The 18,897-nt window shown below is 47.1% G+C and carries 10 protein-coding genes and 2 pseudogenes; 7 read left to right on the forward strand and 5 right to left on the reverse strand.

Features of this window, described 5'->3' with window-relative positions; all coding sequences use genetic code 11:
• Positions 1-129 (reverse strand): annotated as a pseudogene (locus HMPREF9007_RS26900) (site-specific integrase); the annotation flags it as partial.
• 417 nt (positions 130-546) lie between these two features.
• Here HMPREF9007_RS26900 and HMPREF9007_RS03110 point away from each other — a divergent pair.
• Together HMPREF9007_RS03110 and HMPREF9007_RS03105 are read left to right on the forward strand one after the other, a co-directional pair.
• On the forward strand, positions 547-3,291 hold the full coding sequence (locus tag HMPREF9007_RS03110; RefSeq protein ID WP_008763397.1) for a SusC/RagA family TonB-linked outer membrane protein: 2,745 nt from the start codon (positions 547-549) through the stop codon (positions 3,289-3,291).
• 126 nt (positions 3,292-3,417) lie between these two features.
• Positions 3,418-5,043 carry a RagB/SusD family nutrient uptake outer membrane protein gene (locus HMPREF9007_RS03105; RefSeq protein WP_225651901.1) on the forward strand — a complete coding sequence of 542 codons (1,626 nt, stop codon included), beginning with the start codon at positions 3,418-3,420 and terminating at the stop codon, positions 5,041-5,043.
• Positions 5,044-5,201: 158 nt separating this feature from the next.
• On the opposite strand, the gene dnaJ is transcribed toward HMPREF9007_RS03105, so the two are convergent.
• Both dnaJ and HMPREF9007_RS03095 read right to left on the reverse strand, forming a co-directional pair.
• On the reverse strand, positions 5,202-6,392 hold the full coding sequence (gene dnaJ / locus HMPREF9007_RS03100; RefSeq protein WP_008763399.1) for a molecular chaperone DnaJ: 1,191 nt from the start codon (positions 6,390-6,392) through the stop codon (positions 5,202-5,204).
• Positions 6,393-6,419: 27 nt separating this feature from the next.
• On the reverse strand, positions 6,420-7,001 hold the full coding sequence (locus tag HMPREF9007_RS03095; RefSeq protein ID WP_008763400.1) for a nucleotide exchange factor GrpE: 582 nt from the start codon (positions 6,999-7,001) through the stop codon (positions 6,420-6,422).
• Positions 7,002-7,204: 203 nt separating this feature from the next.
• On the opposite strand from HMPREF9007_RS03095, the gene HMPREF9007_RS03090 reads away from it, so the two are divergent.
• Positions 7,205-8,824, forward strand: a complete 1,620-nt coding sequence (locus HMPREF9007_RS03090; protein ID WP_008763401.1) for an ATP-binding cassette domain-containing protein — start codon at positions 7,205-7,207, stop codon at positions 8,822-8,824.
• Positions 8,825-9,956: 1,132 nt separating this feature from the next.
• Here HMPREF9007_RS03090 and HMPREF9007_RS03085 read toward each other — a convergent pair.
• Entirely contained in the window at positions 9,957-11,006 is a 1,050-nt protein-coding gene (locus HMPREF9007_RS03085) for a leucine-rich repeat domain-containing protein (protein WP_008763402.1), read from the reverse strand.
• A gap of 103 nt (positions 11,007-11,109) precedes the next feature.
• On the opposite strand from HMPREF9007_RS03085, the pseudogene HMPREF9007_RS03080 reads away from it, so the two are divergent.
• Positions 11,110-12,007, forward strand: a pseudogene (locus HMPREF9007_RS03080) (type II CAAX endopeptidase family protein).
• Here the strand turns inward: HMPREF9007_RS03080 and HMPREF9007_RS03075 are convergent.
• The gene (locus HMPREF9007_RS03075) at positions 11,979-14,111 is read right to left on the reverse strand and encodes a Tex family protein (RefSeq protein WP_008763403.1); all 2,133 of its coding nucleotides are present in this window, start codon (positions 14,109-14,111) and stop codon (positions 11,979-11,981) included. The pseudogene HMPREF9007_RS03080 and the gene HMPREF9007_RS03075 overlap by 29 nt on opposite strands.
• 117 nt (positions 14,112-14,228) lie before the next feature.
• On the opposite strand from HMPREF9007_RS03075, the gene HMPREF9007_RS03070 reads away from it, so the two are divergent.
• From HMPREF9007_RS03070 to HMPREF9007_RS03060, 3 genes are all read left to right on the forward strand, one after another.
• Positions 14,229-16,154 carry a HAMP domain-containing sensor histidine kinase gene (locus HMPREF9007_RS03070; RefSeq protein WP_008763404.1) on the forward strand — a complete coding sequence of 642 codons (1,926 nt, stop codon included), beginning with the start codon at positions 14,229-14,231 and terminating at the stop codon, positions 16,152-16,154.
• Complete coding sequence (locus HMPREF9007_RS03065; protein WP_008763405.1) at positions 16,151-17,893, forward strand: bifunctional metallophosphatase/5'-nucleotidase; 1,743 nt, start codon at positions 16,151-16,153, stop codon at positions 17,891-17,893. The genes HMPREF9007_RS03070 and HMPREF9007_RS03065 overlap by 4 nt, the downstream gene beginning before the upstream one ends.
• Before the next feature lie 96 nt (positions 17,894-17,989).
• Entirely contained in the window at positions 17,990-18,892 is a 903-nt protein-coding gene (locus HMPREF9007_RS03060) for a helix-turn-helix domain-containing protein (protein ID WP_008763406.1), read from the forward strand.
• Positions 18,893-18,897: the final 5 nt, after the last annotated feature.

The following is an 18,897-nucleotide window of genomic DNA, read 5'->3' on the forward strand; positions in this document are numbered from 1 at the left end:
ACATTTCGCACTAAAAGCCGCTTCTGAAAATTTGCCGACAACAAGTTTCGCCATGACCGGGCAATGTCCCTCGTCATTCATTTCGCTCTTTTTGAGGTAGAACGTAACCGTTACATCCGTCTGTTTCATAACTCTATTTTTTTATGTTGCAAAATTACTTGATATATAGCTATTTACAGTTATGAAAATTATAGCGGAACAAAGAATAAAACCCCGGATGCCGGGTAACATAACCTGTATTTCCATGAAAACGGAAAAAACGGTTATCTTTACGGGCAAAATATAGGGTTCTTTGCATGGTGAACGGTAAAACCGCAGGTGGTCAAGCGTTATTTTGCCGGATTATCCGGGGCTAAAAAAGGCAACGGATAAGTAGCAAATCTTTCTCTTAACCTTTCATTATCCTGCATTTTAGCGATTTGGAAAGGTATAGAAGAATTTGGCTTAACTCTCCTCAATACCAAACACTTACTTTATTTATCCAAATTTTGCCGTTTTTTTGCGAGTTCTTGTTATATTTGTATTATCCCTTAAAAAATGATAATTATGAAACAACACTACAGACTTACTATTTGGAGCCTTTTCTTTCTGATCACTTCCAGTGGAAGTGCCTTTGCCCAGAGAAAAACGATCACTCCGATAGACTCTCTGATAACGGTAGGATACGCCACCGGAAGTTTAAAAACCATATCCGGATCAGTGGAGAAAATCACGGAGACACAGATGAATAAAGACCAGATTACGAATCCGCTGGAAGCCATACGCGGACGAGTACCGGGCCTGACCATCCAGCGTGGGACAAACGGTCCCGCCGCCTTAGATGCAGTCCGCCTGCGAGGAACCACCTCATTGACCAGCGGAAACGACCCGCTGATTATCGTCGATGGAGTCTTCGGCGATTTGAGTATGCTTACCTCCATTTATCCTACAGACATAGAGAGCTTCACCATCCTGAAAGACGCTTCCGAAACGGCACAGTACGGATCACGAGGCGCCTCCGGTGTCATCGAAATCACCACCAAGAAGGGCATGAGCGGTAAAACGCAAGTGAGTTATAACGGCATCTTCGGTATATCCACCGTCTATAAGAATCTGAAAATGCTGTCAGCAGATGACTTCCGCCGGGTCGCATCCGAACGGGGCATCTCCATACTGGACAAAGGAAACAACACCGACTTCCAGAAAGAGATAGAACAGACAGGATTGCAACAGAACCACCACATCGCCTTTTATGGAGGCTCGAATGAATCCAGCTACCGTGTCTCCCTCGGTTTCATGGACCGTCAGGGAGTCATACAGAACGAGGACATGAAGAACTTCACCTCTAATATGAACATGACCCAAAGGATGTTCGACGGTTTTCTGAACTGCGAACTGGGCATGTTCGGTTCTATCCAGAAGAATCACAATCTGGTAGACCTTCAGAAAACCTTCTATTCTGCCGCCACTTTCAATCCCACATACCCCAATCACAAAGACCCCGATTCCGGTTCATGGGACGGAATCACTACCGCCAGTCAGATCACGAATCCGTTGGCATGGATGGAAGTACAGGATCATGACGCCACCTCGCATATCAGTACTCACGCTCATCTGACTTTCAATCTGATGGACGAACTGAAACTGGTTCTCTTCGGTGCTTATACCTATAACATAGTCGAAAATTCCCAATACCTGCCCACCTCCGTCTGGGCGCACGGACAGGCATACAAAGGCACGAAAAAGATGGAATCCCTCCTGGGTAACATGATGCTGACCTACAAGAAAGGCTGGAAGAAGCATTACTTCGACGCGCTGGCACTGGCGGAACTCCAGAAGGAGACATACACCGGATACTATACCACAGTCACCAACTTCAATACAGATAAATTCGGCTACCACAACCTGCAAGCCGGTGCTCTCCGTCCGTGGGAGGGAACCAACTCGTACTACGAGCAACCGCATCTGGCCTCCTTCATGGGACGCTTCAACTACACCTATGCCGACCGCTACAGTCTGACAATGACCGCCCGTACCGATGCCTCCTCCAAATTCGGAGCCAATCACAAATGGGGATTCTTTCCCTCCGTCTCCGCCGCATGGGTGATCAGTGAGGAAAAGTTCATGAAACGCCTCCCCGTGATTGATAATCTGAAGTTCCGTATAGGCTACGGTCTGGCTGGTAATCAGAGCGGTATCGACTCCTACACCACGCTGAGCCTTGTCAAACCGAACGGAGTGATTCCCGTAGGAAACTCGGCAGCCGTGTCATTGGGAGACTTGCGAAACACGAATCCCGACTTGAAATGGGAAGTGAAACATACCTTCAATACAGGTATTGACCTTGCCATGTTCGGCAACCGCCTGCTGCTCTCCGCCAATTATTACAACTCCAAAACGACGGATATGCTCTACCTCTACAACGTAAGCGTACCGCCCTTTACCTACAACACCCTGTTGGCGAATATCGGCTCCATGCGCAACAGCGGTCTGGAGATAGCCATCGGCATCACCCCGTTGAAGACGCAGGACATGGAATTGAACATCAATGCCAACATCACCTTCCAGCAGAACAAGTTGCTTTCTCTGAGCGGTATGTACAATGGCGAACTGATTTCCGCCCCCGAATACAAGAGTCTTGCCAGCCTCGACGGAGCCGGCTTTCACGGAGGTTATAACCACATCGTTTATCAAGTAGTAGGCCAGCCGCTGGGTGTCTTCTACCTGCCACGTGCCAACGGACTCGTTTCCGACGGAAACGGCGGCTACACCTATGACATAGCCGATCTCAATGGCGGCGGCGTCAGCCTCGAAGATGGCGAAGACCGCTATGTAGCCGGGCAAGCCGTACCCAAAACGATTCTCGGATCGAACCTCAGTTTCCGCTACAAGCGTTTCGATATTTCAGTACAGATCAACGGTGCCTTCGGACACAAAATATACAACGGAACCTCCCTGACCTATATGAACATGAATATATTCCCCGACTACAATGTGATGCAGGAAGCTCCCGCACGCAATATCAAAGACCAGACCGCCACCGACTACTGGCTGGAAAACGGAGCGTATGTCAATTTCGACTACGTGACACTCGGCTGGAACGTACCGATAGAAAAGGTGCAGAAACTAAAGAAATATGTCCGCTCCCTGCGACTGGCATTTACAGTCAACAACCTTGCGACGATTTCCGGCTATTCAGGTCTTTCGCCCATGATCAACAGCTCGACGGTCAACTCCACTTTGGGGCTGGACGATAAACGCGGATATCCGTTAGCGCGGACTTACACGTTGGGATTGAGTATTAACTTTTAACGGAGGAGGAAAACAATAATGAAAAAGATAAAGCGATATTTGCAGCAGCAAGGATGGTATTTAGAGAGTAAATATCTATATGATGGAAAAGCAACTCTGCTTGGGGGGAATTTGCTTGAGGGGAAGATGAACCTGAAAAAAACAGTTGTCTTTCTTATTGTGTGCATTACCTTCTTCTCGTGCGACAAGTTTCTGGAAGAGAGTCCCAGAGACAAACTGCCGGAAGATGAAGTCTACAACAATATCTCGGATGTATATCTGAATGCCGTAGTCTCACTTTACACCTACATCGGCGGTTATAGCGACAGTCAGGGATTGCAGGGGACGGGTAGGGGAGTCTATGACCTGAACACCTTCACCACCGACGAAGCCATTATCCCCACCCGTGGCGGCGATTGGTACGACGGCGGCTTTTGGCAAGGTCTGTTCCTGCACCAATGGGGAATAGAAAACGATGCCATCCAAGCCACTTGGGAATATCTTTATAAAGTGGTGATGCTGTCCAACAAATCCATCGAACGAATAGACAAATTCAGTGCCACCCACACAGATGCCGAACTTCCCGCCTATCGTGCCGAAGTACGCGCCATGCGGGCGATGTATTATTATTACCTGATGGATTTGTTCGGACGTGTCCCGCTTGTACTTACCTCATCCCCGTCGATGAAAGACGTAGTGCAGAGCGAACGGAAAACGATATTCGACTTTGTATTCAAAGAACTGCAAGAATCCGCCCCTTTGCTGGCCGAAGTCCACAGCAACCAGTCCGGTCCGTATTACGGACGAATCACCCGTCCTGTAGTTGTTTTCCTCTTGGCAAAACTTGCCTTGAATGCCGAAGTCTATACCGACAACGACTGGACGGACGGCCAGCGTCCCGACGGAAAGAATCTCTTTTTCGAAGTAGACGGCAACCGCCTCAATGCCTGGCAGACGGTTATCGCTTACTGTGACCAACTGCAAGAAATGGGCTATCGTCTGGAACCGGATTACAAAACCAACTTTGCCGTATTCAATGAACCGTCTGTTGAGAACATCTTCACCATCCCGATGAACAAGACCTTGTACACCAACCAGATGCAATACCTTTTCCGTTCCCGCCATTACAATCACGCCAAAGCCTACGGACTGAGCGGTGAAAACGGACCGAGCGCTACTATCGAAGCTCTGGAAACCTTCGGCTATGAAACAGCGCAACAGGACCCGCGTTTCGATATCTGCTATTTTGCCGGAGTCGTATATGATTTAAAAGGAAATATAGTCCGTCTGGACGATGGAACCGTTCTCGAATATTTGCCGTGGAAAGTCGAACTGGATATCTCGAATACTCCCTATGAGCAGACAGCAGGAGCACGCATGAAAAAGTACGAAGTAGACGAAACGGCTACCAAGGACGGTAAACTGATGGAGAACGACATTGTACTGTTCCGTTATGCAGATGTCCTGTTGATGAAGAGCGAAGCAAAGATTCGTAATGGGGAAGACGGAGATGCCGAACTGAACGAAGTACGCGGGCGTGTCAACGCTTCCTCCCGAACGGCTACATTAGAAAATATCCTTGCCGAACGACAGCTCGAACTGGCTTGGGAAGGTTGGCGACGGCAGGATCTGATTCGCTTCGGAGCGTTCACGAGAGCATACAGCAGTCGTCCGCAACTTCCCGATGAGAACAATGGATATACCACCGTATTCCCGATTCCGGAAAAGATACGGGTAATGAATACAAAACTGGAGCAGAATCCGGGATATTAGCTGGTTTCATCCATTTATAATATCCAATACAAACTAAAAGAGTGTGTGTCAAGCCAATAGTAACTAAAATGGGGTGACTATTGACTTTTGACACACACTCTTTATTATATCTCTGTGTGAATGACTATGATCTTAAAAACAGACCCAGCCAAAGAAAGCTAGTCAAAGAAGCTCTTGAACTTCTTGAAGATCTTCTCCTTCACCGATGTACTCGGCTTGAAGTTGTCCGAAGCCTCCATCTTTTCCAGCGTGCTCTTTTCCTCCTTGTTCAATGCTTCCGGCACATAAATGCTGATATTAACCAGCAAATCTCCCGTACCGTAACCATTGACATTCGGCAGACCTTTGCCGCGCAGACGCAGCACTTTTCCCGGTTGAGTACCCGAGTCGATCTTCACTTTCACTTTTCCGTCGATTGTCGGAATCTCCACGGCACCGCCCAGTGCGGCAGTCGGGAAACTCAGCAGCAAGTTATAGATCAGATCATTCTCGTCGCGGATCAAGTCCGGATGCGGTTCTTCCTCTACGAGAATCAGCAAGTCGCCCGGCACACCATTATGCTTTCCGGCATTACCCTTGCCGCCCATCGAGAGCTGCATACCTTCTGCCACTCCGGCAGGAATCTTCACCGTCACTACCTCTTCGCCATATACGATACCGTCGCCGCCACACTCTTTACACTTGTTCTTGATGATCTTACCTTCACCGTTACAAGTAGGACAAGTGGTGCGGGTCTGCATCGTACCCAAAATCGTCTGCTGGTTACGGATCACCGAACCGCTACCTTTACAGGTCGGACAAGTCTCCGAACCGCCGTCGCCTTCGGCACCCGTGCCATGACAGTGATTACACGGCACATATTTTTTCAGTTTGAATTTCTTTTCTACTCCTGTCGAGATTTCTTTCAAAGTCATCTTTACCTTGACACGTAGATCGCTGCCCCGATAGCGACGTTGCTGTGAACCACCGCCACCGCCACCGAAACCGCTGAACCCTCCGAAGCCGCCGCTGAAACCACCGCCGCGACCTCCGAAGATGTCACCGAACATGGAGAAGATATCATCCATAGACATTCCTTCGCCACCGAAACCACCGAACGGACCTCCGTTGCCCGCCGCACCGCTTACTCCCGCATGACCGAACTGGTCGTAACGCGAACGCTTGTCCGGATTGCTCAACACGTCATACGCTTCGGCAGCCTCCTTGAATTTCTCTTCCGCTTCCTTGTCACCCGGATTTTTGTCGGGGTGATATTGGATCGCTTTTTTGCGGTAGGCTTTTTTAATCTCTTCTACTGTGGCGGTTTTTGTCACCTCCAGCACTTCATAATAGTCTCTTTTTTCTGCCATGCTTCTTAACTAAACTAACTTTTGTATTTACTCCCCAACTACTACTTTCGCGTGACGAATCACCTTGTCATTCAGCGTATATCCCGTCTGTACGCAGTCCAGAATCTTACCTTTCTGCTCTTCCGACGGGGCAGGGATGACGGCAATGGCTTCGTGATAATCGGTATCCAGCGGCTGGTCTTTCGTTTCGATGACCTTCACACCATTCTGTGCCATGACAGCCATGAACTTATTATAAATCAATTCGACACCTTCCTTCACGGCTTTTACGTCTTTGGCAGTTTCCATCGTTTTGATGGCACGTTCAAAGTCGTCGATCACCGGCAGAATGCTGCTGATGCTCTTTTCGCCACCATTCAGAATCAGTTCTGCCTTCTCCTTCATGGTACGTTTGCGGTAATTGTCAAACTCGGCGGACAGGCGCAGATATTTGTCCTTTTGCTCCTCGATGACAGCCTGAGCATCTTCCAGCTCCTTTTCGAGTTGCTCCTCATGAGTCAGGGGAGCGGCCTCTTCTGCCTGATCGTTTTGCGGTTGTTCTTCCGCCGTATCCTTTGTTTCTTCCACATTCAGCTCTTCAGCCATCTTTTCTTTTTCTTTTGGATCCATATCTTATTTTTATTTTTTATTCATAATATCAATTTCCCAAGCAAAAACTTTGCCAATCTGACCGTTTTGCCAAAAAACGTGGCAAAGGTAATACATTTATGCCAGATTGACACATTCCGGATAGCTCATAATTCATTTTAAATGTCTACCTTTGCACGCTCAAATAATAATATAGTAACTGGTAAAATAGTAAATAATAGAAAATGATTACAGTTTCAAACGTTTCGGTGCAGTTTGGTAAAAGAGTCTTGTTTAATGACGTGAACCTGAAATTTACAAGTGGCAACTGCTATGGTATTATCGGCGCGAACGGCGCGGGAAAATCCACCTTCCTTCGTACAATCTACGGAGATCTGGACCCGACGACCGGTACGATTGCCCTGGGACCGGGCGAACGCCTGTCGGTGTTGAGCCAGGACCACTTTAAATGGGATGCTTATACGGTAATGGACACCGTAATGATGGGCCACACCGTGTTGTGGGACATTATGAAGCAGCGTGAAGTATTGTACGCCAAGGAAGACTTCACGGACGAAGACGGACTGAAAGTATCCGAACTGGAAGAGAAATTTGCCGAGCTGGACGGATGGAATGCGGAGAGTGACGCAGCCATGCTGTTGAGCGGTCTGGGCATCAAGGAAGACAAGCATTATACATTGATGGGTGAGCTGAGCGGTAAGGAAAAGGTGCGTGTGATGCTTGCGCAAGCATTGTACGGCAACCCCGACAACCTCCTTCTGGACGAACCTACCAATGACCTCGATATGGAAACAGTGACCTGGCTGGAAGAATACCTTTCCAACTTCGAGCACACCGTGCTGGTGGTAAGCCACGACCGTCACTTCCTCGACTCCGTATGTACGCACACCGTAGACATCGACTACGGAAAGATCAATATGTTTGCCGGAAACTACAGTTTCTGGTACGAATCTAGTCAGCTGGCGCTCCGTCAGCAGCAGAACCAGAAGGCGAAGGCTGAGGAGAAGAAGAAAGAGCTGGAAGAATTTATCCGCCGTTTCAGTGCCAACGTAGCGAAGAGCAAGCAGACCACAAGCCGCAAGAAGATGCTGGAAAAACTGAATGTAGAAGAAATCAAACCTTCTTCACGCAAGTATCCGGGCATCATCTTCACTCCCGAACGCGAGCCGGGCAACCAGATCCTCGAAGTTTCCGGACTGAGCAAGAAGACGGAAGAAGGCGTAGTGCTGTTCAGCGACGTGAACTTCAACATCGAAAAAGGCGACAAAGTGGTATTCCTTTCACGCAACCCGCGTGCGATGACCGCTTTCTTCGAAATCATCAACGGAAACATGAAGCCGGATGCCGGACAGTTCAACTGGGGAGTAACCATCACAACGGCTTACCTGCCTCTGGACAATACGGACTTCTTCAACACTGACCTTAACCTGGTGGACTGGCTGAGCCAGTTCGGCGAAGGTAACGAAGTGTACATGAAGGGCTTCCTCGGGCGTATGCTGTTCTCCGGCGAAGAGGTACTGAAGAAAGTCAGCGTACTTTCCGGAGGTGAAAAGATGCGTTGTATGATTGCACGTATGCAGCTCCGCAATGCGAACTGTCTGATTCTGGATACTCCGACAAATCACTTGGACCTGGAATCTATTCAGGCTTTCAACAACAACCTGAAGACGTACAAAGGAAATATCCTCTTCTCTTCGCATGACCACGAATTTATTCAGACGGTTGCCAACCGCATTATCGAACTGACTCCGAACGGTATCATCGACAAGATGATGGAATATGACGAATATATCACTTCGGATCATATCAAGGAGTTGAGGGCGAAGATGTACGGTGATAAATAGTGTGTTGCATCAGCCGGATACACTGAATAATGTATAGAAGGTAGTATAAATAGTACCTTACTGTTAAATAAAGGGAAATGCTTGTTGACTGTCGTCACATTGCTTTTCCCTTTCCTTTTGTATATTGAAGTATATAAACTTGTATTGTACTGTTTGTAAAATAAAGTTTATTTAGATGTGTTGCTGAGGGAGAGATCGAAAGTTCCAAAATTCCTCCAGCAAAGTCCAGTAAAGTTCAAAAGTCCACTATAGGATTTTCAGAAAACGGAAATTGGATTAAAAACGAGGAAGAAATGAGCAGAGAAGGACTTGGCGGGCATATTTAAATTTTCCCGGACTAAACCTGCAATCTGATTCTCACCATCTTCAAAAATGTGTCTCCATCATAAGAAAATAACGTGAATAGGATGAATAGTTGTTGTTATTTATTGTTGCGTGTGTTGCCGGACGAACCGGAAGATGTTGAACAGTCTTCTTATTTATTCTTGACAATATCAGTCGCACGTATATCGAAGTAGCGTTCGCCATTTTACTATATTACGTTGAACATAATAAAATGGTCAACACCTGCGTGAGAAGCTTTGTCGAAGACACGAAAACGTGCAATCGTCTGACATATCTCGCATCTTTCGGAGAAGCTTAGACAGTTTTGGGGGCTAAAGATTCATGTGTTGCGGGAGAGGAATTAAACTTCTCTAGAAGCGCTGTTTATTATTTAATAAATTAAGGTGTTAATGCTTGAAATATAGTAAGTTATATCGCAGATTGTGTATTCTAAAAATCTAATATGGACTTTCTGGACTTTATTGGACTTTGAAAGGAAGGAAATTCGTGACTTTTCCTTGATTGTCATAAGAAAAAAGAGTTGTGAAAATCGGGAGAAATTATGAAATAAAAGAAAGTTGTGACAAACGAGAAGCTTTTTCTCTCTATGCCAATGACGAAGTGAAATAATTGATCGGTTTTGTCATTCTTTTCTTTCAAATACGCTATGAGCAAATCGAAATTAGCTATTAGCAAAAACAAATTAGCTAATAGCTAATCGAAATATGCTAATAGCTAATTTATTTTCGATCTATCCTCGTATCTTCTACATAGCATAAATCAATGTCCAATGTGGATTATACTTTTTTTATTTCTTATAAATCAACTTGCTCGGCACCCCGTTTCCGAAGAGTTCATCGCCCAGCGTTGTAATCTTATCACCTGTAGCAAGCACATAGCGCAGATTATCGCATCCCATGAACGCTCCGAACTCGATAGCCGTCACGCTGGCAGGCAGCTCAAGTGTTCCGGCAAGCCGTCCGCAGTTGCTGAATACCCGTTGGCCGATGGTCTTGAGGTTATGTGGCAGCTTGATCTTCAGGAGATACTTCTTTTGTGCGAAAGTGAAGTCGGGGATAGTTGTCGCATTTGTTTTAGAAATATCCAGAGATACGAGATTCGGCATATAGTCGCGGATTAGTTTGAAGTCGGCGTTATCCAGTTTCCCTTCGATGGTCAGGAAGTTGATGTCCCTGGGTTGCAGACCAGCTTTCATAATCTCGTCTTCCAGTTTGCCCATTGCGCCTACCTGTATGGTTGTTTCCAGCGGTTCACCTTCTATAAATGCAAAGTGCTCCCATCTGTTCTTAAAACGGTAGGCATCACTGCTGCCCAGCGGGATGAAGATAGCGGTCACACTGTCCGCCAGCGCTTCCGGCAGCAGATTAGGAGCTGTCTTCTTGCGTATCTGACAGATTTTCAAGTTGTCACATCCTTTGAAGGCTGCATCTTCGATATTCTTTATCTTTTCGGAAAGGATCACTTTCTCCAGCGTCTGTTTACCTTTGGTCACTCCGTTCACCACATTCGAGAAAGCGTAGGCAGGGACGAAATTGGCCATATAGATGTAGAACTTTCCGTTAGGATATGTGCCGGCTTTTCCGCTGTACATCTTGATTTCGGCATTGGAGATATCAAGCACTTTCAGGCTGGGAAACTCGTCGCGGAGATGTCTGAAGTCTTCTGCGTTCAGTTTTCCTGTCAGTGTCAGGTGGGTGATGCTGTTGGCTTCTTCTTCCGTCATCATCGAGATCAATGTGCCGGGCTTGCTGACATAATACGTTTTGCTTACTTGTGCGGTTGCTCCCAAAGTACTGGCAGCCAATAAAAAACTTATCAGTAGTTGTCTTATTTTCATAATTATGCAGATTTGTTCAGACAAATATAGGAAAAATAGGTAAGACACGATGTTTTTTTATGTTTTATATCTAATTTTGTAGCGTGATTAACAAAAAGTAAAAATGGAGACAGAAGAAATCAGAGAAAAGAAAGAACCGAAGAGACTTCCCGTATGGGCGTGCATCCTGTTGTTTGCACTGGGGCTTTTCGTCACCTTTGGATTGTATAGTACGATAGGCTTCGGAGTTTTATCTCTGATTCTTGGTGATGAGGCAAGGCACCCCGGATTGTTGGGGCGATATGGTGGCGGAAGCCGGCATGCTGCTGGCTGTGTTGACTTCGGCAGTGATTCTGCTCTATTTTGAGCGCCGCCCTTTCTCTGACCTGGGACTGACACTGAAAGGTCATGCACGGGGATTGTGGTACGGACTGCTGGCAGCCATCCTTCTCTACTTGATCGGCTTCGGACTGTCTTTGGCTTTGGGTGAGGTGGAAGTAACCGGTTTTCAATTCGATCCTCTGAATCTGCTTGCTACCTTTGTGTTCTGCCTGCTGGTGGCTCTGGCCGAAGAAATCATGATGCGGGGCTATATACTCGGCCGTCTGCTGCATACCCGGATGAATAAATTCCTGTCTCTTTTTGTCTCCGCACTGCTGTTCGCATTGCTGCACCTCTTCAATCCGAACCTTGCCTTCCTGCCTATGCTGAATCTGTTACTTGCAGGTATGTTTATCGGCGCTTCCTATTTATATACGCGCAATCTTTGTTTCCCTATTTCCCTTCATCTTTTCTGGAACTGGATTCAGGGCCCGATACTGGGCTATCAGGTAAGTGGAAATGACTTTGGGACATCCCTGCTGACGCTGCATCTGCCCGAAGAGAACGTACTGAATGGCGGAGCCTTCGGGTTTGAAGGCTCGCTCATTTGTACAGTACTGATGATTATCTTTACGATTTTAATTGTTTGGTGGGGAGAAAAACGGGAGGCAATCAGTCTTGCTGTACCCCGATCATGCTAAGCTGAATCCGTTTCCGGTCGGTATCCACGTTCATCACTCTGACCATGACATGCTGGTGGATGGACACGATTTCTGTAGGATCGGAGATGTATCGTTCGGCCAGTTGGGAGAGGTGTACAAGCCCGTTCTCCTTGATGCCTATATCGACGAAAGCTCCGAAATTGGTAATATTGCCTACGATGCCCGGCAGAATCATGCCTTCGCGCAAGCCTGCGATGGTGCGCACGTTCTTGTCGAATTCAAATACCTTGATCGCTTTACGCGGGTCGCGACCCGGCTTGTCGAGTTCCTGCATGATGTCTTGCAGGGTAGGCAGGCCCACAGTCGGCGTGATGTAGTCCGATATCTTGATTTTTTGGCGGAGTTCCTTATTCGCGATCAGTTCGTCTACGCTACATTTCAAGTCCTTTGCCATTTGCTCTACGATGTGGTAGCTTTCCGGATGCACGGCAGTGTTGTCCAATGGGTTCTTTGCTCCGGGAATGCGGAGGAAGCCGGCACACTGTTCGAAGGCTTTGGCACCCATGCGGGGGACTTTCATCAGCTCCTTGCGTGAACTGAAAGCTCCGTTCTCGGCACGGAAGTTGACAATGTTTTGTGCCAGTTGCGGCCCCAGACCGGATATGTATGTCAGCAGATGACTGCTGGCGGTATTCAGATTTACGCCTACCAGGTTCACGCAGTTTTCCACTGTCTGGTCAAGGGCTTTCTTCAGTTTCGTCTGGTCTACATCGTGCTGGTATTGTCCCACACCGATAGATTTGGGGTCGATCTTTACCAGTTCCGCCAGAGGGTCCATCAGTCGGCGACCGATGGAGACTGCTCCACGTACCGTTACGTCATAATCGGGAAACTCGTCACGGGCGATCTTGGATGCCGAATAAATGGAAGCGCCCTGCTCGCTGACCACGAATACAGGAATCTGCCGGTCGAAGGTCTGATGATTGATAAAGTCTTCCGTTTCGCGGCTGGCTGTTCCGTTGCCGATGGAGATGGCTTCAATTTCATAGGCTTCTATCATCTTGCGGAGTTTTGAGGCCGCTTCACCGGTTTTATTGACCGGAGGATGCGGGTAGATATTCTCATTGTGCAGCAAGTTGCCTTGCGCATCGAGGCAGACGACTTTGCAGCCGGTACGGAATCCGGGGTCGATGGCGAGCACCCGTTTCTGTCCGAGAGGAGGAGAGAGAAGCAGCTGGCGGAGATTCTCCGTAAATACGCGGATGGCTTCGTCGTCGGCTTTTTCTTTGGACTGGGCGGCAAATTCTGTTTCGATGGAAGGTTTGAGCAGACGTTTATATGCGTCGGCAGTGGCTTCCTTTACCTGATGGCTGCATTCATTATTGCCATGTACGAACTGGCGGTCGAGGCGTTCCAGGCAGGCTTCGTCATCCGGACTGATGGATACTTTCAGCAACCCTTCGGATTCTGCCCGGCGGATGGCGAGCAGGCGGTGGGAGGTGCAGCGTTTCAGTGATTCGGAGAAGTCGAAATAATCCCGGTACTTGGCGGCCTCTTCCTCTTTTCCTTTCACTACCTTGGCGGTGATTTCCGCCTGACGGGTGAACTGGTTACGTATGGCGTTGCGGGCACGCTCGTCCTCGTTCACTTGCTCCGCGATGATGTCACGGGCACCTTTCAGTGCGTCTTCCGTATCCTTGACGTCGCCTTTGACGAAGGTGGCGGCTTTGGCGGTGAGGTTAGGCTCCCTTTGCAGCATCATGATCATGGCCAGTGGTTCCAGTCCCTTCTGACGGGCCGCTTCGGCACGGGTCTTCCGTTTGGGTTTGTAGGGGAGGTAGATGTCCTCCAGTTCCGTAGGATTCCAGGTGGCGTTGATGCGCTTTTCGAGCTCCGGAGTGAGTTTGCCTTGCTCGTTGATGGTACTGAGGATGGTTTCCTTCCGTCTGGCTATGTCGCACAACTTGTCATGTTGCTCCTTGATGTTCTCTATCTGTACTTCGTTCAGTCCGCCGGTAGCTTCCTTACGGTAACGGCTGATGAAAGGGATGGTGGCACCTTCGCCCAACAAGTGGAGGGTACTGCTGATTTGTCTTTCCGGAATTCCCAGTAATCCGGAAATCATTTGATGAAATAGTTCCATAAACAATTTTTTTGTGAATGAATGAGCGACAAAAATACACATAAATCTGTTATAGCCGACAAGTTTTAGTATATTTGCAAGCTAAAATGAGATAGTAACACTTCAAAACTTACAAGTATGATGAGATATATAGGATGCCTGTTTATCTGTTTACTATGGCTTTTCCGGGCCACAGCGTTATTTGCTGTCTCTAACGATCAGAAACCCATCCTGATTATCTGCTCCTACAATCCCGCCGCTCATCAAACTTCGGTCACTATCTCCGACTATATGGAAGAATATAGCAAATTGGGAGGGAAACGCGATATTATCATTGAAAACATGAACTGCAAAAGTTTCTCCGAAGCCCCGCTTTGGAGCGGTATGATGACGCAGATTCTTTCTAAATATCAAGGGGAGAAGCATCCGGCGCAGATTATTCTGTTGGGACAGGAAGCATGGGCGGCGTATCTGTCGCAACGGGATTCGATACAGGTGAAGGTGCCGGTGATGTGTAGTCTCGTCAGCAGTAACATCGTCATACTGCCCGAGGATACGGTTGCCGGACTGGACACATGGATGCCGGAATCGGTCGATCTCTTTACCGACCACATGAATATACCGGAATTGAAGTCGGGATTTATCAATCAGTACAATATAGAAGATAACGTCCGGATGATCAAGGTGTTTTATCCGAAGACGGAACACATCGCTTTTATTTCGGACAATACTTACGGCGGCGTCACCATGCAGGCACTGGTGCGGAAGGAAATGAAGAAGTTTCCCGAAATCGACCTGATCTTGATGGACGGCCGGCGGCATACTATCTATACGATTGTAGAAGAATTGCGTCATTTACCGGAGAATACGGTGATCATGGTAGGCACGTGGCGTGTGGATATGAACGAAGGTTATTTCATGCGGAATGCTACTTATGCCATGATGGAGGTTACTCCGACCATTCCGACTTTTACTCCCTCATCGGTGAGTCTGGGGTATTGGGCGATCGGCGGAGTGCTGCCCGATTACCGGAAACTGGGAAAGGACATGGCATTGGCATCTGTACAGATTGATCAATATCCGGCGGATGAACAGCAGCACCTTTCCGTGATTGGCAGCAAGGCCGTACTGGACAGCCGGAAGGTGAAGGAGTGGGGACTGGACCCGGATATCCTTCCTTTTGATGTGGAGATTATTAATCAGACTGTATCATTCTATCAGCAATATACTTATCAGATTTGGTCGGCGTGTGCACTGTTTCTCATCCTTGTGCTGGGTTTGTGCATCTCACTCTTCTACTATTTCCGCACCAAACGTCTGAAGGACGATCTGCTGAAGTCGGAAAAAGACCTGCGGGTGGCTAAGGACCGTGCAGAAGAATCGAACCGTCTGAAAAGTGCTTTCCTCGCCAATATGAGCCATGAGATACGTACGCCTTTAAACTCCATTGTAGGTTTCTCGGATGTGCTCGCTGTGGGTGGCAATACGGAAGAAGAACAGCAGACCTATTATCAGATTATCAAGACAAATTCGGATTTGTTGCTTCGCCTGATCAATGATATTCTTGATCTCTCACGCCTGGAAGCGAACAGGGTCACGTTGACTTGGGAAGAGTGTGACGTGGTGCAGCTATGCAGGCAGGTGGTGGCATCTGTCAGCGTTTCACGGCAGTCCGGCAATCAGTTCCTGTTTGTCAGCGATTATGAGTCGTTTCGGATGACGACAGACATACAGCGTATGCAGCAGGTGATTATCAATCTGATGTCTAATGCGGATAAGTTCACCAGGAAAGGGCAGATAACACTGGAATTTTCGGTGAATGAAGAGACGGAGATGGCTGTATTCTCTGTGACGGATACAGGGTGCGGCATCCCGAAAGAGAAACAGAAACTGGTATTTGAGCGCTTCGAGAAGCTGAACGAATATGCCCAGGGAACAGGTTTGGGATTATCTATCTGTAAATTGATTGTGCATAAATGGAAAGGGGATATATGGATCGACTCCGAATATACGGGAGGTGCACGGTTCATGTTCTCACATCCGCTTAAAATAGAAAAAGAATGAAACGATTTGCATGTGTTTACGTATGGCTTCTTTGCCTCGTGCTCTCAATTGCGGCACAGGAAAAAGTAGTGAAGCTGAAAATTGTACAGACAAGTGATGTACATGGTAATTATTATCCTTATAATTTTATTACCCGTAAGGATTGGCAGGGCAGTCTGGCACGAATATACGCTTTTGTGGAGAAAGAACGCGAACAATATAAGGAGAATCTTATTTTACTCGACAACGGCGATATATTGCAGGGGCAACCGACTGCCTATTACTATAATTATATAGATACAGTATCACCCCACCTATGCGCGGAAATGATGAACTACATGAAATATGATGCCGGAAATATGGGTAATCATGATGTGGAGACAGGCCGAGCCGTGTTCGACCGCTGGATAAATACCTGTGACTTTCTCGTATTAGGAGCTAATATCATCGATATATCGACCGGAGAACCTCATCTTCCTCCTTATAAGGTCATGGAACGTGACGGAGTGAAAATCGTAATCCTTGGAATGATCACCCCTGCTATCCCTGCATGGCTCTCGGAGAACCTGTGGAAGGGACTGCGTTTCGACGACATGGAGGAGACTGCACGCAAATGGATGAAGATCATCCGTGAAAAAGAGAATCCGGACTTGATGATCGGCTTGTTCCATGCGGGGCAGGAGGCTTTCAAAATGTCCGGCAAGTATAATGAAAACGCTTCTCTGAGTGTGGCGAAGAATGTCCCCGGATTTGACATTGTACTGATGGGACACGATCATGCGCGCGAATGTAAGAAAGTGATGAATGTGGCAGGTGATTCAGTACTGGTCATTGATCCGGCAAGCAACGGAATTGTTCTGTCCAACATCGATGTGACCTTGAAACTGAAAGATGGGAAGGTGCGCAGCAAAGATATAAAAGGAGTATTGACCGAAACGAAAGATTATGGAATCAGCGAGGACTTTATGAAGCATTTTGCTCCTCAATATGACACTGTCCGTAACTTTGTCTCTAAAAAGATCGGTACATTCACCGAGAGTATCTCAACCTGTCCTTCTTTCTTCGGACCGTCTGCTTTTATCGACTTGATCCATACCTTGCAGCTTGATATCACCGGTGCGGAGATATCCTTTGCAGCACCGCTTTCATTTGATGCGAAAATAAATAAAGGTGATGTGTTTGTCAGCGATATGTTCAATCTGTATAAGTATGAGAATATGCTATATATGATGACTTTATCCGGAAAAGAAATCAAGGACTATCTGGAAATGTCTTATTTCATGTGGACCAACCGGATGAAGTCTCCGGACGATCATCTGCTCTGGTTTAAGGAGAAACGTCGCGAAGGTGCGGAGGACAGAGCTTCTTTCCAAAATTTCAGCTTCAATTTTGATTCAGCATCGGGAATTATTTATACCGTAGACGTCACCAAGCCGCAAGGGGAGAAGATTACGATTATCAGCATGGCAGACGGCAGTCCTTTCCTCATGGATAAGATTTATAAGGTGGCTTTGAACTCTTACCGGGGGAATGGCGGTGGAGAACTGCTGACGAAAGGATCAGGCATCCCGCAGGAGAAATTGAAAGAGCGTATCATCTTCTCTACGGATAAGGATCTTCGTTCCTATCTGATGAATTATATAGAAAAGAAAGGTACTATGGCCCCGAAGGCATTGAACCAATGGAAATTCGTTCCTGAAAAGTGGACTGTTCCGGCTGCTGAACGTGATTATAAGTTTTTATTCGGAGATAGTCAATAAGTAGGCAAAAGTGTTCTTTTTGACAGATAATCTCTCGCCTTAGGTTGAACATCTCATTATTACTGGTATCTTTGTCGCAACCAAAAGAGAGAGTGTATGGATATGCAAGTTGTTCCTAAGATAGGTATTTCTTCGGTAGTTCATTCTAAACATATAGATCCGGGTAGTATTGATGTGGTCGGCAATGATATAGCGCTCTTCGACACGGAGAGCGTTATTTCCCTTTATAATGGCCCCAGTAAACTGGAAGTGGTGAGCATCGGACTTTGTCTGGAAGGCTCTACTCGTTTTAATATCAGTCTGCGTGAGTTTGAACTGATTCCGGGCAGAATGGTTATTGCGTTGCCCAATCAGATAATCGAACATCGTCAGTTCAGTTCCAATTTCAGAGGGATTTTCTTTGCTGTATCAAAAAGTCTGTTGGAATCATTGCCCAAAGTTGGTAATGTGCTTTCATTCTTTTTCTTTCTGAAAGATTACCCTTGTTTTGATCTCAATCTGCACGAGCAGGAGATGATTAAGGAGTATCATGCTTTCATCAGAAAGAGATTGAAAAATAAAGACGATAGGTACCGTAGGGAGGTAGTAATGGGATTGATGCAGGGCTTCTTCTTTGAGCTTTGCAATATTTTCAACAGTTATGCTCCGGATGCTTCTGCCGTTGTCAAAAGTAAAAGTCGTAAAGAATATATATTTGAGCGCTTCTATGAATCTTTGGTTCAGTCTTATCAGTCGGAACGCAGCGTGAAGTTTTATGCGGATCAGTTGTGTCTGACGCCGAAACATCTGTCCGGAGTTGTCAAGGAAGTCAGCGGGAAGACGGTAGGGGAGTGGATTGACGAATTAGTGATCTTGGAAGCGAAGGCACTCTTGAATTCTTCGAGCATGAACATACAGGAGATAGCCGACCGTTTAAACTTTGCCAACCAGTCGTTCTTCGGTAAGTACTTTAAGCATTATACCGGTATGTCTCCCAAAGAATACCGGAAAAGCAGATAGCTCCC

Origin of the sequence: Bacteroides sp. 1_1_14, assembly GCF_000162515.1 — a bacterium.
In the GTDB taxonomy this organism is placed as follows: domain Bacteria; phylum Bacteroidota; class Bacteroidia; order Bacteroidales; family Bacteroidaceae; genus Bacteroides; species Bacteroides thetaiotaomicron.